We start from the raw sequence: 15,998 nt of genomic DNA, 5'->3' as shown, positions 1-15,998 counted from the left end.
TTATAATATTGTTTATATGAAGGTAGTGATTTTTATGAAGCGAGATTTATATGTAATGAGAGATAAAATAAAACTTTTTTATGCTGAAGATTATGATAGAAAACTAATATATGATATGGCATTTGAGGAAGATGAGATATGGAAGTCAATGTTTGACAATAAAGAGGATTTTGACTGGTCTGACATTCATGATGAAGAATCTTACTTTTTTAGTAGTAATCCTGGTATTAATAAATACTTGCTTATAGAATATGATAATCAAATTGTGGGTACCATTTCTCATGCATATAATGATGGTAAGATACCTAATATGGAGCTAGATATGTGGTTGCGTTCAATGAAATATACTGGGAAGGGGATTGGTTCAAAAGCTATGAAGTTGTTAATTGACAGCTTGACTAGAGACTATGAGGTAGGCACATTTATTATTCGACCATGGATTAAAAATTCTCGTGCTATAAAGGCCTATGAAAAATGTGGTTTTGTGGTAAGTGATTGTTTTAATCCTAAAGAGTATTATGGGAAATACTTCGATAAATGGGGTCAAGGTGATTATCCAGAAGGTGAGAATGTGAATATGATACTTTCAATAGAGTAGCTAACAATGCTATGAAAAAATATACTTTTGCTATTAGTAGTTCGATGTCTGGAAAATAAGAGATTAGAATAAAAATAAATATTATTCCCTAGGTTGTAAGTTTAGCAAAGGATATTTATACTCAGTAAAGAAATAAAATGTGAGGTCCAACAAGTTCCTATTAGTTAGGAAACTTGTCAGACATTCTAGCAAAGTTTGAAAAACCTAAAGAATCTAAAGCCGATTGTAATTGATGGTTATAGCAATTTCTTAGTCATTAATTGGGATGTTTATTCAAAAGTAGTACTTAAAGTATGAATCTATGTTTAAAAGACTTATAAAAAAGTACAACAAGAGCTAGAATACAAATATTATATAAATAAAACATCATTGAAACTTATTTTTTTCTAACTGGAAAGCATACTTCTGTTACCCAATTATCAGAATTACTGTCTTGACCAGGTCCTATATGATAAATATTAAACATAGGGCCGTCTACATCATAGTTATTGTCAGATATCCAATTACCAATAGCTTCACAAGCATCTGTAAGTTGATTGAAGTTTCCTTTTACAATAGCAGTTGCAGCAGTTACACTTGGAACAGTTCTAAACTTAACATTTTCAGTATCTTTATAATTTCCAGATACAGCAAGTTGTATTTCAACATCAACATAATTTTCTTTATACCCAACATCATAAAAGACTGCTTTAGAATAGTTAGGAACATCAACTTGTACATTATGCCCTTTTGTTTCTGAGAATAATTGATGCCATAGCATTCCTTCATCTTGATAAGTAGGTATAGTTTTTCTTAAAGTCATCATATATTTTGGAGCAAAGTCTTTTATAGTTACATCATAATTTTTCATAATATCAGTCCTTCCAATTCTCTCCATAGTAGTTTCTATTTTTAATAGTTTTTTTTGCGTGTCTTCTAGATGTTCTCTTACTTGAGAATAGTGAATATTTAAATACCTTATCAAGCTTTCTCTATCATTGTATTCCGTCAAAATTTCTTTGATAGAAGATAAGCTAAATCCCATATCTTTTAAGGCATGGATTCTATTTGTAGTGGAAAGTTGATTTGCACTGTAGTATCTATAACCATTAATTTTATTTATATGAGTTGGTGTTAAAAGTCCAATTTCATCATAGTGACGTAGCATGCGAATACTAATTTTACTAAGTTTTGAAAAATCGCCTATCTTAAACATATTTACATCTCCTTTATAAAGGTGTTATTTTTGAGCTCAATATCAATATAAACCATATCATAGTGGTAGAGTCAACTAAAAATTATATATTGACAAATAATAAAAAAATATTATACTGAACATGTTTAGAACGAAAAATGTAAATGTTTTGGAGGTAGGTTATGATAAGGTACTATCTTTTATATTGAATCAATGTATAATCAATGGAAATATGCAGGCACAACTTGCTATCATTTCTATGCTTCGTAATATATTTGGGGACGAAAAAGACGAAATGAGTTTAAGAACTATTGCCTTACAAATTATTTTACCTATACAAATGGAGGCTTTATCACCAGACTCATTTCAATTATATAGTGGTACAAATATAAAAGTTAAACATCAGAGAGATAAATTTATTGATATTTTAATAGATAATATTATCAAATGAGATGATGTGAAATGAAACTTATAACTATTGGTGCAAGTGTTATTAAATATTAATCTAATCAGTCAAACATATGAAACCGCCAGAAGTAATAAAGGTAAAGGTTTATAAAATTTCTGACGGTTTTATTATATGTTACTAAGTATGGAAAATATTTACTAGATATAACATAAGTTAATAAGTATTAATAAGTACGTACTAGACATAACATGAGTTAATAAGTATTAATAAATATTTATTAGATATATCATAAGTTATTAAATACTAAGAAGCATTTTCTAATTCAAGAGGGTTCTCTATACCAAAATAATCGTATAAAGCTGAGCTTATTTCCTCCAAGTTTCCGCTTTCAAAAGGAGATTGTAGATTAACTTTTTCTACTACATCTTTAAATCCTGCATCTGTATTTTGATTTAAAAAATCCATATATACATCAACAGCTTTTCTATAGTCACCTTGTGATAACTCCCATATTTGAAGAGATACATCAGATGCAAGACCATAACTTAAATAGTAAAAAGGAACTTGGAAATTATGAGATACAAGTATCCAAAATGGAGCATTTTTATCTTTAAGTATCTTATTAGATACTCCATATTCTTCTTCTAAATCAAAAAATAGTTTATTTATATCATTTAAGTTCATATATGGGTTTTTATATATAATTTCTTGAAACTCATCGTAAAGACAAGCATCAATAATTGTGTTTAAAACAATCGATAAGTGTTCTTTTTTTATTGCTTCAGATTGTTTTCCAAAGAATTCATCAAAATACTTGTAAAATAAAATTTCTAAAGATGTTGAATGAACTTCGCATATATCAATACTTGGCTGTATTGTATTATTTGAGTTAATACTGTTGTAGTAATTAAAAAAATGACCAAACTCATGAGCAAAGCTAGTAACGCCTAAAAAAGAATTGTCCCATGTATTAAATAAAAAGGGTGCTTTGTACTTGGTTATATAAGTAGTATAACCTCCAGGTGATTTGTTTTTCCCAGAGGAATAATCGTATAAGTCATACTTTTTCATGTAGTTAAAACACTCTTTTAATTTTGGAGATATATCTTCAAGTACTTTATCAAATTTTCTGAATGAACGATTCTTATATGCCTTAACATAAATAGAAGAGTCAGAAGGTTGTGATGTAACTTTCCTATATAATGGAACTATGTACTCTTTTACTTCACTTCTAAATTTTCTTGCATCCTCTTGGGAGTAATCTTTATTTAAATTTAAATAAGCATAATCTGTATAATTCTTAAAGCCTAGCTTAGTTGCTATTTCAGTTCTCGTCTGTACAAGTTCTAAAAAAATATTACCAAATATAGGGTTGTATTTTTTTAAGTAATCTGAATAGATTTTTACATATTCTTCATAAGTGAGATTGGGTTTTGACATAGCTTCTTCAAAGTCTATTTCCATCCCATCTACTGATACAGTAGACTTAGATAATAAGTCTTCATATTTAACAACTAAGTCTTGCTCTTTTTTAAGTAGGTTTTCTACTTCTTCTGAATTAAGCTTTCCAATGTTTTTTAAATAATTAAATCCATCTTTTCCAATTTCTTTTTTTAGTTCTTTAGAAAACTTAGAATTTACAAATGTATCCTGAAAATCTTTGTATGCCATATCGACATCCACAGATTTACTCATAAGGTATTTGTATTCTTTAGAGTAAAATTCATCTGATGAATCAATATTATTTCTAAGTTTTGCTATAGTAAGTGTACTATAAAAGTCTTGGTAAATCTTATCGACATTACTAAATACGTTCAATTGCTCTTTGGCATTTTTACATGTTAAAAGTTTATCGTTATATGTGTTAATATTTTCGCATACTGACTTTATGTCAGGACGCTTATATTCCATTTTTTCAAAAGGAATAGTTCCTCTAACTGAATCTTTTTTTGAATCATTAGTATAATTTTTTATGTATAATGCAAATATAATAAAAATTACAATTAAAATTAGAGAAATAAATAATCTTTTCTTGGATTTAATCATAGAAATCCTCCAATCATGGATATAGTTATTAGTTATTTTACTATATTAAATATAAAAAATGCATATTAAGAAAATTTAATATAAAAATATGGACAAGATTATAGATAATATAAAAATTTAACTTCAAGAAAATATATGAAAATTGTATTGGTAAAATGATAAATAAATTTTAAGTATAAAATACGAAAAACTATTCTACTATTAGACTTATTATATGCAAAAAATATAGAAATTTTTGATGTAATTGAAATTAAAAGACATATATAAAAATTTGCAATATTCTAAACAAAATTTATAAAAATTCATATCATTGTCTTTATACAATATTTATACTATAATAGAGTAATAATTTAGAGGAAAACTCTAAAAATAAACAAATTAAAGGTCTTAACAGTAATGATTTTATGTTAAGGAGGTATAAAGAAAGTTGAAAACAATAGTTAGAAGACTTATTCTCTACGCAGATGGAATGCGACCTACTCAAATAATAGTATCTGGGTTTGCAGCAACTATTTTAATTGGAGCAATATTGTTAACACTCCCGATATCGTCACAGAGTAGAGAGAGTATAGGTTTATTAAATGCTCTATTTACAGCTACTTCAGCGGTTTGTGTTACTGGTCTAGTTATGGTAGATACAGCAACTTATTGGAGTTTATTTGGACAGATAGTAATAATAACATTGATACAAATTGGTGGTCTTGGATTTATGACCGTAGCTACAATGTTTTCACTTATGGCACGAAAAAAAATACAACTAAGAGAAAGATTATTGATACAAGAATCATTAAACCAAGCAGACTTATCAGGGCTAGTAAAACTTACAAGGTTTGTATTAATAATAACTATAACCATAGAGGGAATAGGAGCACTAGTCTTATCAACTGTCTTTATTCCACAATTTGGTTTATCTAGAGGGATATGGTATAGCGTATTTCACGCAATATCAGGGTTTTGTAATGCCGGATTTGACTTAATGGGTAGTGTAAGTGGGCCATTTACATCGCTAAATTCTTATGTAAACAATTTTATAGTATCAATGACTATTTGTGCACTTATAGTGTTAGGTGGATTAGGATTTCCAGTTGTTCTTGATATTGTAAGAAAAAGAAGATTTTCAAAATTAAATGTGCATTCTAAAGTTGTTTTATTTTCAACTGCAATACTTATTTTAGTAGGTGCAATATTTATTTTTCTTATAGAGTTTAACCAAAAGGCCACTATGGCAGATTTACCTGTAAAAGGGAAAATATTATCAGCGATATTTCAATCAGTAACAGCAAGAACTGCTGGTTTTAATACACTTGATTTAGCTACTTTACAAGAAAGTAGTGTATTTATAATGATAATTTTGATGTTTATTGGAGCATCACCTGCATCTACTGGTGGAGGTATCAAAACAACAACATTAGCAGTTTTAATAATTACAGTTAGAAGTTTTTTATCAGGAAAATCTGATATAGAAACTTTTGAGAGAAGACTGGCTCCAACAACTATAAAAAAATCTCTAGGGATATTTGTAATTAGTATATCCGCAGTTATTTTTGGAACTTTGATTATTTCAATAACTCAACCTAAGTTTACACTAGTTCAATCAGCATTTGAGGTTACATCAGCACTAGCTACAGTTGGTTCAAGTTTAGCTGGAAGTGCAAATCTAAATGCTTTAGGTAAGGTTATAATAATAATCTTTATGTTTATGGGGAGAGTTGGTTCTCTTACTTTATTTATGGCTATACTTTCTGGAGGTAGAAGAAAGAGTCAGCCAGTTAGATACGCAGAAGGCAAGATTATGGTTGGTTAGAGTACCATTTATTAGATAAATCTATTAATAATGATATATAATCTAGGAAAATGAATTTAGATATAATCAATTAAATAAATCAATTAATGATAGAAATAATCTAGCAAATAAATTTAGCTATGATTAATAAAATAAAAATATTAAAATTAATTTATCTATATAAAAGTTAATTTAATAGATATTATACAAATTGTGTATTAGGGAGGAAGTTTCGAGATGAAGCAATATATAGTCATTGGATGTGGGAGATTCGGAAGTTCAGTTGCATCTACTATGCATCTTTTAGGACATCAAGTAATGGCAATAGACAAAAATGAAGATTCAGTTCAAAGTATATCTGATAAAGTAACTCATTCACTTATAGTGGATGTTACTGAGGAACAAGCATTAAGATCATTGGGTTTAGGTAACTTTGATGTAGCAGTAGTTGCAATAGGTTCTGATATAAGAGCATCTATAATGGCGACTCTTATAGCCAAAGAAATGGGTGTAGAGTTAATAATATGTAAGGCAAAAGATGAATTACAAGCCAAAGTTCTTTATAAGATTGGTGCAGATAGAGTTGTATTTCCAGAAAGAGATATGGGAGTAAGAGTTGCACATAATTTAGTTTCTGACAATATATTAGACCATATTGAACTTGACCCAGAATATTCAATTGTTGAAATCGTAACTCCAAATGGTTGGGTTGGTAAAACACTTGTAGAACTTGAGCTTAGAGCTAGATATGAGATAACTGTGCTTGCTATCAAGACTGGTAAAAATATAAATGTGACACCTTCTCCTGATGAGGAACTTACAGCTGGAAGTATATTGGTTATAATTGGTCAAAACACTAGTATAACAGCTATTACATCTGGAAATAAGGGTATAATTAGAAGAAGATAGTTTATTATTTAAGATATATTTGATTGCAATGAAAGTAGATAGTATCATATAATTATGAATAGTTATATGATACTATTTTTATTTTAATCGAGAATAGAATTTTAATAGAAATAAAGATTTTAGAAGTAGGATAAAGAATGATAAGGAGGTTGTGCTAATATCAAGTTAGCATTTATATAAAATGATTACAACTATAAGCAGTAAGGATAATGAAAGATTAAAATATACTAAAGCATTATTAAAGTCAAAAAATAGAACAAAAGAATCAAAGTTCATAATAGAAGGGTACAGAATAGTAGTGCTTGCACTTGAATGTAATGCAAATCTTGATTATGTATTTATCAATGAGGATTTTGAAAATAAAAAGGAACACATGGAATTATTAGAAAACTTAGATAAAAAAAACACAAATATATATAAGACTACTAATAAAAACTTTAAGGAACTTGTAGACACAGAAAATACTCAAGGTATAATAGGTGTAGTTTCATTTAAGGAAAAAAATTTAAAAGAAAGTATAAATGAAAAAGATAAGTTTGTATTAATTTTAGACAGAATACAAGACCCAGGAAATATGGGAACAATAATAAGGACTGCTGACTCTGCTGGAGTAGATGCAATAATAGCACTAAAGGGATGCGTCGATATATACAATCCAAAAGTAATTAGGTCAACTATGGGCTCTATTTTCGATATGAATATAATCAATGCCATACAAGATGAAACTGTGGATATACTTAAATCACAAGGATTTAATATAGTTTCAAGTTATTTAAATACAGATAATTTTTATGACAAAATAGACTACGGTTCAAAAGTAGCTTTGGTGATAGGAAACGAAGCAAATGGGATAAATGAAGAGCTTGTATCAAAATCTGATATTTTGGTTAAAATACCTATATATGGCAAAGCTGAGTCGTTAAATGCAGCAATAAGTTCTGCTATATTGATGTATGAAATAAAAAAATACTTAATTTAATGTATTGTAATAAATATAATGTCGTGTTATAATCTTGAATTAAATAGTAGAGTATCAAAAATAGTCAATATATTTTAAATATGATTGATAAAAATATTATATGATTGTACTTTAAAATAGTTACAATAAAATAATCATATGGATAATCACAAAATGTAGATATAAATTATATAATACTAAAATAAACAATATAATATTGTAAATGCAATGAAAGAGGAAAGTATTTTGATTAAACTTAGTAAAGAGATAAACACCTAGGCTGGGAGTGTTTTCTAAGAGGTCAGGAGAAGTTCCCTCTAGAGTAACAAAGCTGAAATTTGATAGTAGGCTTTGACGTGAAAAACGCGTTAAGTTTGTTAGAGGTGGTTTGATGATTTTTAGATTGTTAAACTACTAGGGTGGTACCGCGAAACTATAGCCTTTCGTCCCTAGACAGGGATTGAGGGGCTTTTTTTATACAAAAAAACGAAAGGGTGATATGTGTGCAAGAAAAATTACTTGCTTTACGTGAAGCAGCTTTAGCTGAAATAAAAGAGGCACAAAGCATAGAAAATGTAGAAAGTTTAAGAGTTAAGTATTTAGGAAAAAAAGGTGAGATAACTGCCATACTTAAAGAGATGGGTAAATTATCTGCTGAAGAAAGACCAGTAGTTGGAAAAGTTGCCAATGATGTAAGAGAGAATATTGAACTTAGCATAAATTCTAAAAAAGAAGAAATAAATGCTATTGAAAAAGAAAGAAAGTTAAGAGAAGAAGTAATAGATGTTACTCAACCTGGAAAAGTATTGAAAGTTGGAAAGAAACATCCAATAACTCAAATTATAGATGAAGTAACAGATATATTTATCGGAATGGGATTCTCTATAGCAGAAGGTCCAGAAGTTGAAACAGTTGAAAATAACTTTGATGCATTAAATGCTCCTAAAGACCACCCATCAAGAGATATGAGTGATACATTCTATATCAATGATGGTGTATTACTTAGAACTCAAACGTCTCCAGTTCAAGTAAGATCTATGAGAAGCCAAGAGTTACCAATTAAAGTAATAGCACCAGGTAGATGCTTTAGATTTGATTCACCAGATGCGACACATTCACCAATGTTCCATCAAATAGAAGGACTTGTTGTTGGAAAAGATGTTACTATGGCAGAATTTAAAGGAACTATGGATATCTTCGTTGAAAAATTGTTTGGTTCTGATATCAAAACTAAGTTTAGACCTCATAACTTCCCATTTACAGAACCAAGTGCAGAGGTTGATGTTACTTGTTTCAAATGTGGTGGTAAAGGTTGCCCAATGTGTAAGTATGAAGGTTGGATAGAAATATTAGGTTCAGGTATGGTTCATCCAAATGTACTTAGAAATTGCGGAATAGACCCAGAAGTTTACAGTGGATTTGCATTTGGAGTTGGGGTTGAAAGACTTGCAATGCTTAAATATGAAATAGATGATATTAGATTATTATTCGAAAATGATATGAGATTCTTAAATCAATTTTAATTAGGAGGGTGTGTAGATGTTAGTATCTTTAAAATGGCTTAGAGACTATGTCGATATAGACATGGATGTAAAAGAGTTCGCTGATAAAATGACAATGACAGGAACTAAAGTTGAAACAATAGATTATTATGGTGAAGAAGTAGAAAATATATTAGTTGGAAAGATTTTAGAAATAAAACAACATCCAAATGCTGATAAGTTAGTTGTAACTAAAGTAGATGTTGGAGATAAAGTTGTTCAAATAGTTACAGGAGCTACAAATATATCAGAAGGAGATTATATTCCAGTAGCTGTAAATGGTTCTAAATTACCTGGAGGAGTTGAAATTAAACAAACTGACTTCAGAGGTGAATTATCAGATGGTATGATGTGTTCAGCAGCTGAATTAGGTATAGATGAACATTATATTGAAGAATACAAAAGAGGTGGTATATATATTTTAGACCACGAAGACTCTTATGAATTAGGAAAAGATGTAAAAGATGTTTTAGGATTAAATGATGCTTTAATAGATTTTGAATTAACTTCAAACAGACCTGACTGCAAATGTATGATGGGGATAGCTAGAGAAGCAGCTGCAACTATAGGAACAAAAGTAAAATATCCTGAAATAGAAGTAAAAGAAAGTGACGAGGAAATAGACTTCAAAGTTGAGATAGATAATCCAGATTTATGTAGAAGATATGTTGCTAGAATGGTAACTGATGTAAAAATAGAACCTTCTCCATACTGGATGCAAAGAAGACTTACAGAAGCAGGTGTAAGACCTATAAGTAACATAGTTGATATAACAAACTTTGTAATGTTAGAGCTTGGTCAACCACTTCATGCTTTTGATATAAATCAAGTAGAAACAGGAAGAATAGTAGTAAGAACTGCTAAAGATGGAGAAAAGCTTGTAACACTAGATGATGTTGAAAGAACATTAGACAAAGATATGTTAGTTATAACAAATGGAGAAAAATCACTTGGTCTAGCTGGTGTAATGGGTGGTGCAAACTCAGAAATAACTGACAAGACAAAGACTGTACTTTTCGAAAGTGCCAATTTCAAGCCAGAAAACATAAGAATGACAGCTAAAAAAGTGGGAATTAGGTCAGAAGCATCTTCAAGAAATGAAAAAGCCTTAGACCCTAATCTTGCAGAAATAGCAGCAAATAGAGCTGTACAACTTGTTGAAATGTTAGGTGCTGGAAAAGTATTAAAAGGAACTGTTGATGTATATCCAAATAAACCAGAACCTAAAAAATTAGTAGTAAATCCTCAAAGAATCAACCATCTTTTAGGTGTAGATGTACCAATGGAACAATTTGTAGGAATTTTAGAATCATTAGAATTTAAATGCAATTTAATTGCTGATGATAAGCTAGAAGTAGATGTACCAAGTTTCAGAACAGATATGGAGCAAGAAGCTGATGTATGGGAAGAAATAGCTAGAATTTATGGATTTGAAAATATACCTTCTGTACAATTAGAAGGAAATACAACTGCAGGGGTTAAAACTCCAAAACAAAAATTCATGGAAGCGCTAAAAAATAATTCAACTGCTGTAGGATTAAATGAAATATTAACATATTCATTTGTAAGCCCTAAGGGAGTTGATAAGATAAGAGTACCAGAAGGTAATATAAAGAGAAACTTTGTTAAGTTGATGAACCCATTAGGAGAAGAAACTTCTGTAATGAGAACTACTTTAATACCAAATATGTTAGATGTTTTATCAACTAATATATCTCATAAGATAGAAGAAGTATCAGCATTTGAGTGTGGACATATATTCACACCACAAGATTCAGAACTTCCTATGGAAGCAAATAGAATGTGTGTAGGTATGTATGGTAAAGATGTAGATTTCTTTGCATTAAAGGGAGCTATAGAAACTGTACTTGTAAATGTAGGATTTAAAGATTATGAAATTGAACCTCAAGATAATAATACTACCTTCCACCCTGGTAGATGTGCTAAAATAGTGTATAATAATAAATATGTAGGTACATTAGGTGAATTGCATCCAGATGTTATAGAAAACTACAATCTAGGGCAAAGAGTTTATGTTGCTGAAATAGATATTGATTTTGTATTTGATAATTCTGATAGAACAAAGAATTATGTACCATTACCAAAATATCCATCTACATCTAGAGATATAGCTCTTATTGTTAAGGATGATGTATTTGTAAAACAAATAGAAGATATAATAAAGGAAAATGGTCAAGGATTAGTAGAAAGCTACAAATTATTTGATGTTTACAAAGGTTCTCAAATAGAAGCTGGATATAAATCAATTGCATATTCAATAACTTATAGAAGTAAAGATAAAACTCTAACAGATGAAGAAGTAGCTAAGGTGCATGATAAGATATTAAGTGAATTAAGCAAAAAATTGAATGCTAACTTAAGATCAAATTAACAACTAATGTCGGGGAGGTTAGGATGAACAAAGTAATGGTAAAAATCCATGGCGCTGAGTATCCAATGGTTGGAGACAAGTCAGAGAAATTTATGATTAGTATTGCTGATTTTGTTGACAAAGAAATGGATAAGATAACACGTCAAAACCCGAAGCTAAGCTTATCAGTTGCTGCAATATTAACTGCATTAAATATATCAGACCTTTTATTTGAATGTTCAGATGAAAATGAGAGGTTGATTAAAGCTAATGAAGAATTGAGCAAGAAGGTTGGTTCATCCAACGAAGAACTTCAATTAGAAATCAAATCTTTAAAACTTACAATAGCAGAAAAAGAAGCAGAAAATCGTGAAACTGAAGCTAAAATGAAAGAGTTAATTGAGATTATAGAAAATAAAAAGCAAGAAATATTTGAACTTAGTAATACAACAGAAGGCTCTAAAGCCGAGTTAGATGCTTATAAAAACAAGATAGAAGAGTTAACTGCTCAGCTTGAAGAATCAAATGAAAGAGCTACTATAGCTGAAAATTTAGCTTCTGAGTTTCAAAACAAGGCTTATGATTTACAGCTAAAATGTACAGGGTTAAATAATGATGTAAAAAACGTGGAATAAATTAAAAGATTTGCTGTCTCTTGTTTTTTGAGACAGCTTCTTTTAATTTATAAATAATAAATATAAATAACATGTAATGTATACATATAACTAGTGTATAAATAATATGTAAATATAAAATTTTTTTAAAATATTAAAATAAAAAATAATATCTAAAAGAATTTTGATTTGGTATCTATCAATAGAAAGTGAGATGTTTATATATGACAAAACAGAGCCAGATGTCTGAATCATTCTTCTTATGCGCTTTATTGGCAATAACAGGAGGATTTTTAGATATTTATACTTATGTAGTAAGAGGAAAAGTATTTGCTAATGCACAGACTGGAAATATAGTTTTATTTGGTCTTAACATAGCAGAAGGTAATGTCAGGAAATCTTTTTATTATTTTATTCCTATTTTGGCTTTTATTTTAGGGGTGTTGATAGCAGAAAAAATAAGAAATCATTTTAAAAATAATAATAGAAAGATTCATTGGCGACAAGTTATCATTGGAATTGAAATGATTACTATACTTATTGTTTCTTTTATTCCTCAAGGAAAATTTAATATGTTTGTAAATGTTGCTATATCTTTCATTTGTTCAATGCAAGTTGAGAGTTTTAGAAAGGTAAATGGCAACACATTTGCAACAACAATGTGTACTGGTAATTTAAGAAGTGCTACAGAAACACTATTTCATTATGTGCAAACTAAAAATATTTTTATGATAAAGAAGAGTTTGCAGTATTATGCTATTATTATATTCTTTATTTTGGGAGCTATTTTGGGAACTGTTTTTACAAAGATTTTTGTGGAAAAATCTATATTAATATGTTTCCTTATTTTATCAGTAGTCTTTATAGTTATGTTTATCAATAAAGATGATTCTTTTAATTTAAATTAACAAAACAATAGAGTCATTATTTGATATACTTTAAATATAGTAAGTAGTATATAAATTTAGTGTAAATGTGTAAATTATAGACATGATAACATTAAGTTTAACAAGTATATATAGAGGAGAAAAATATGAAAAAAATAGAATTACTTGCACCAGTTGGCTCTTTTGATTCCTTGAAAGCAGCAGTACAAAATGGGGCAAATGCTGTGTACTTAGGTGGAAAAGACTTTAGTGCGAGAGCATCTGCAAATAACTTTGATAGAAATGAGTTGATTGAAGCTGTTAAATATTGTCATATAAGAGGAGTACAAGTATTTGTCACTGTAAATACATTGATAAAACAGTATGAGATAGAAGATTTTGTCGAGTATGTAAAATTTTTATATGATATAGATATTGATGCATTAATAGTTCAAGATATAGGTATGGCAAGGCTTATAAAAAAATTACTACCTGATTTTGAATTACATGCAAGTACTCAAATGGTAGCTCATTCGCTAGAAGATGTAAAATACCTTAAAAGCGTAGGATTTGATAGGGTAGTTTTGGCAAGAGAATTAAATGTTGATGAGATAAAATGGATTTGTGAAAATACAACTGTAGATGTAGAAGTATTTGTGCATGGGGCTTTATGTGTATGTTATTCAGGTCAATGTCTTATGAGTAGTATGATAGGAAACAGGTCTGGAAACAGAGGAAGATGTGCACAACCATGTAGACAAAAATATGAGTTAATAGATATAAATACAGGCGAAGTTGTAAATAGTAATGGAGATTACTTATTAAGCCCTAGAGATTTAAGTACTATAGAAGATTTAGACAAAATAATCGAAGCAGGGGTATTATCTCTAAAAATTGAAGGAAGAATGAAAAAGCCAGAATATGTAGCTACTGTAGTTTCAGGATATAGAGAAGCGATTAATGAGTTTATAAGTGAGAAAAAAATAAATATTTCTGAGGAAATAATAAATAATTTGTATACTATCTTCAATAGAAAGTTTACTAAAGGATATATATTAGGTGAAGTTGGTAAGGATATAATGAATTCTGATAGACCTAACAATCAAGGTCTATATGTTGGAAAAGTCTTAGACCATAATAGAAAAACAAAGAGACTTAGAGTGATACTAGAGAATACCCTTAAAAAAGGAGATGGAATCAACTTAGGTGGAGGAACTATTGGAAGAATTATAAAAGATGGAGAGATAACTACAATAGCACACAAAGGAGATTTAATCGAATTAGATTTTATTGGGGAAGCAAAGAGAAATCAACTTATATTCAAGACTTCAGACAGTGAATTAATGGACAAAGTACAGTCTACATTTCAGCAAGATAAAGAACTTATAAAAACTAACATAAATGCAAAAGTAAGTATTAAACTGGGTGAAAAGCCAGTACTCTCTATAAGTGATTTTTGTGGTAATAAAGCAGTTGTAGAGGGTGAAAAGGTAGCTGAAAAAGCTATAAAAGTTGCTTTAAGTGAAGAAAAAATCGAAACACAGATTCAAAAACTTGGAAATACGCCTTATAAATTAAAAGATATAGACATTGATTTAGACGAAGGTGTAAGTATACCTATAAGTATATTAAATCAAATGAGAAGAGATTGTATTGAGCTTTTGGATGAGGAAAGAATAAGGATAAAAGAGAGAAGATTTAAGGAAAGTAAATTAAAATATAAACCAGCTAAAATAAATCAACATAAAGAATTTAATACAACTCCTAAACTTAGAGTTAAAGTTAAGAATTTAGAGCAATTAGAAGCAGTACTAAAATATAATGTAGATTTAATTTATTATGAAGATATAAATACGCTATTTGAAGCTTTGGAAATAGCTTCAAGTATTTCTAAAGAATCAGTTAATTTAAGTTCAAATATAGATAGTGTAAATTCTTCATTAAATATAGATGATGTAAATGTTTCAAGTGAAAGAACATCTAGCTTTGAAGATAGATTAATCTATTCAGCACCAAGAATTATTAGAAATAGAGAATACAAACAGTTTGAAGTATTAGATAATATAAAAGGGCTTAATAAAATTCAAATTGGTAATTGGGGTTCTATGGATTATTTTAAAGATAAAAATCTAAATATAGATTGCTATTTGAATACTTTTAATAGTGAAAGTATAAATCACTTTAGGGATACAGGAGCAAGTACGGTTTGTTTATCACAGGAGTTAAATCTAAGTGAAATTGAACAAACATTAAAATATACAGATGCAGAAATTGAAGCAGTGATATATGGATATACGCCTATGATGGTCACAGAATACTGTCCTATGGGGGTTGTTGTTAGAGATTGTAAAAAAGATAAGAGAGTAGCTAAATGTAAGGAGAGCAGTTATGCTCTAAGAGATTTTACAGATGCAAGTTATAGGATAACACAAGATATATTCTGTAGAAGCACTATTTACAATTCAAAGGTAACCTGTATGTTGGACAATCTTTATGAATTAGATGAGATTGGAGTAGATGTATTTAGAATAGATTTTACAGTGGAAAATAGTGAAATGGTAGAGAAAGTTATTGAAGCTCATATTGAGGTTTTAAACAATAATTATAAACTTGGAGAAAAAGCTACTAACTTATATAAGCAATTGGATGAAATTGGAACAGTTGCAGGACACTACTATAAAGGTGTAGAATAGATATAACATGAAAAATATACATAAATATATAAAAAC

12 protein-coding genes and 1 other annotated feature are annotated in these 15,998 nt (G+C 29.0%); of the genes, 10 read left to right on the top strand and 2 right to left on the bottom strand.

Annotated features, from left to right (window positions below; all coding sequences use genetic code 11):
- Nucleotides 1-16: 16 nt before the first annotated feature.
- A complete protein-coding gene (locus IC173_RS09020; RefSeq protein ID WP_227855436.1) occupies nucleotides 17-598 on the top strand; it encodes a GNAT family N-acetyltransferase in 582 nt (193 codons plus the stop codon).
- 376 nt (nucleotides 599-974) lie between these two features.
- Here IC173_RS09020 and IC173_RS09015 read toward each other — a convergent pair whose 3' ends face one another.
- A complete protein-coding gene (locus IC173_RS09015) occupies nucleotides 975-1,793 on the bottom strand; it encodes a MerR family transcriptional regulator (RefSeq protein WP_227433477.1) in 819 nt (272 codons plus the stop codon).
- A gap of 121 nt (nucleotides 1,794-1,914) precedes the next feature.
- On the opposite strand from IC173_RS09015, the gene IC173_RS09010 reads away from it, so the two are divergent.
- Nucleotides 1,915-2,223: a hypothetical protein gene (locus IC173_RS09010; protein WP_227483015.1), complete on the top strand. Its 309-nt coding sequence runs from the start codon at nucleotides 1,915-1,917 to the stop codon at nucleotides 2,221-2,223.
- A 261-nt stretch (nucleotides 2,224-2,484) separates the two neighbouring features.
- On the opposite strand, the gene IC173_RS09005 is transcribed toward IC173_RS09010, so the two are convergent.
- Entirely contained in the window at nucleotides 2,485-4,227 is a 1,743-nt protein-coding gene (locus IC173_RS09005; protein ID WP_227855435.1) for a peptidase M3, read from the bottom strand.
- A 427-nt stretch (nucleotides 4,228-4,654) separates the two neighbouring features.
- On the opposite strand from IC173_RS09005, the gene IC173_RS09000 reads away from it, so the two are divergent.
- The 8 genes from IC173_RS09000 to IC173_RS08965 all read left to right on the top strand — a co-directional run bounded on the left by IC173_RS09000 (nucleotide 4,655) and on the right by IC173_RS08965 (nucleotide 15,962).
- Complete coding sequence (locus IC173_RS09000) at nucleotides 4,655-6,031, top strand: TrkH family potassium uptake protein (RefSeq protein WP_227433474.1); 1,377 nt, start codon at nucleotides 4,655-4,657, stop codon at nucleotides 6,029-6,031.
- A gap of 216 nt (nucleotides 6,032-6,247) precedes the next feature.
- The gene (locus tag IC173_RS08995) at nucleotides 6,248-6,919 is read left to right on the top strand and encodes a potassium channel family protein (RefSeq protein ID WP_227433473.1); all 672 of its coding nucleotides are present in this window, start codon (nucleotides 6,248-6,250) and stop codon (nucleotides 6,917-6,919) included.
- A 181-nt stretch (nucleotides 6,920-7,100) separates the two neighbouring features.
- Nucleotides 7,101-7,898: a TrmH family RNA methyltransferase gene (locus IC173_RS08990; RefSeq protein ID WP_227433472.1), complete on the top strand. Its 798-nt coding sequence runs from the start codon at nucleotides 7,101-7,103 to the stop codon at nucleotides 7,896-7,898.
- A 198-nt stretch (nucleotides 7,899-8,096) separates the two neighbouring features.
- Nucleotides 8,097-8,331, top strand: a binding site (T-box leader).
- A 49-nt stretch (nucleotides 8,332-8,380) separates the two neighbouring features.
- Nucleotides 8,381-9,400 (top strand): phenylalanine--tRNA ligase subunit alpha, encoded by a 1,020-nt coding sequence (gene pheS / locus IC173_RS08985; protein ID WP_227433471.1) that lies wholly within the window; start codon nucleotides 8,381-8,383, stop codon nucleotides 9,398-9,400.
- A 16-nt stretch (nucleotides 9,401-9,416) separates the two neighbouring features.
- A complete protein-coding gene (gene pheT / locus IC173_RS08980; RefSeq protein WP_227824718.1) occupies nucleotides 9,417-11,810 on the top strand; it encodes a phenylalanine--tRNA ligase subunit beta in 2,394 nt (797 codons plus the stop codon).
- A 23-nt stretch (nucleotides 11,811-11,833) separates the two neighbouring features.
- Complete coding sequence (gene zapA / locus IC173_RS08975; protein ID WP_227433469.1) at nucleotides 11,834-12,424, top strand: cell division protein ZapA; 591 nt, start codon at nucleotides 11,834-11,836, stop codon at nucleotides 12,422-12,424.
- A gap of 203 nt (nucleotides 12,425-12,627) precedes the next feature.
- Nucleotides 12,628-13,311, top strand: coding sequence for a YoaK family protein (locus IC173_RS08970; protein WP_227433468.1), 684 nt, complete (start codon nucleotides 12,628-12,630; stop codon nucleotides 13,309-13,311).
- Nucleotides 13,312-13,436: 125 nt separating this feature from the next.
- Nucleotides 13,437-15,962 (top strand): U32 family peptidase, encoded by a 2,526-nt coding sequence (locus IC173_RS08965; protein ID WP_227855434.1) that lies wholly within the window; start codon nucleotides 13,437-13,439, stop codon nucleotides 15,960-15,962.
- Nucleotides 15,963-15,998: the final 36 nt, after the last annotated feature.

The organism is Clostridioides sp. ES-S-0048-02 (genome assembly GCF_020658495.1).
Classification (GTDB): Bacteria; Bacillota; Clostridia; order Peptostreptococcales; family Peptostreptococcaceae; genus Clostridioides.
The sequence above is the reverse complement of the archived record's forward strand: the minus strand, read 5'-3'. Positions and strand labels throughout refer to the sequence as shown.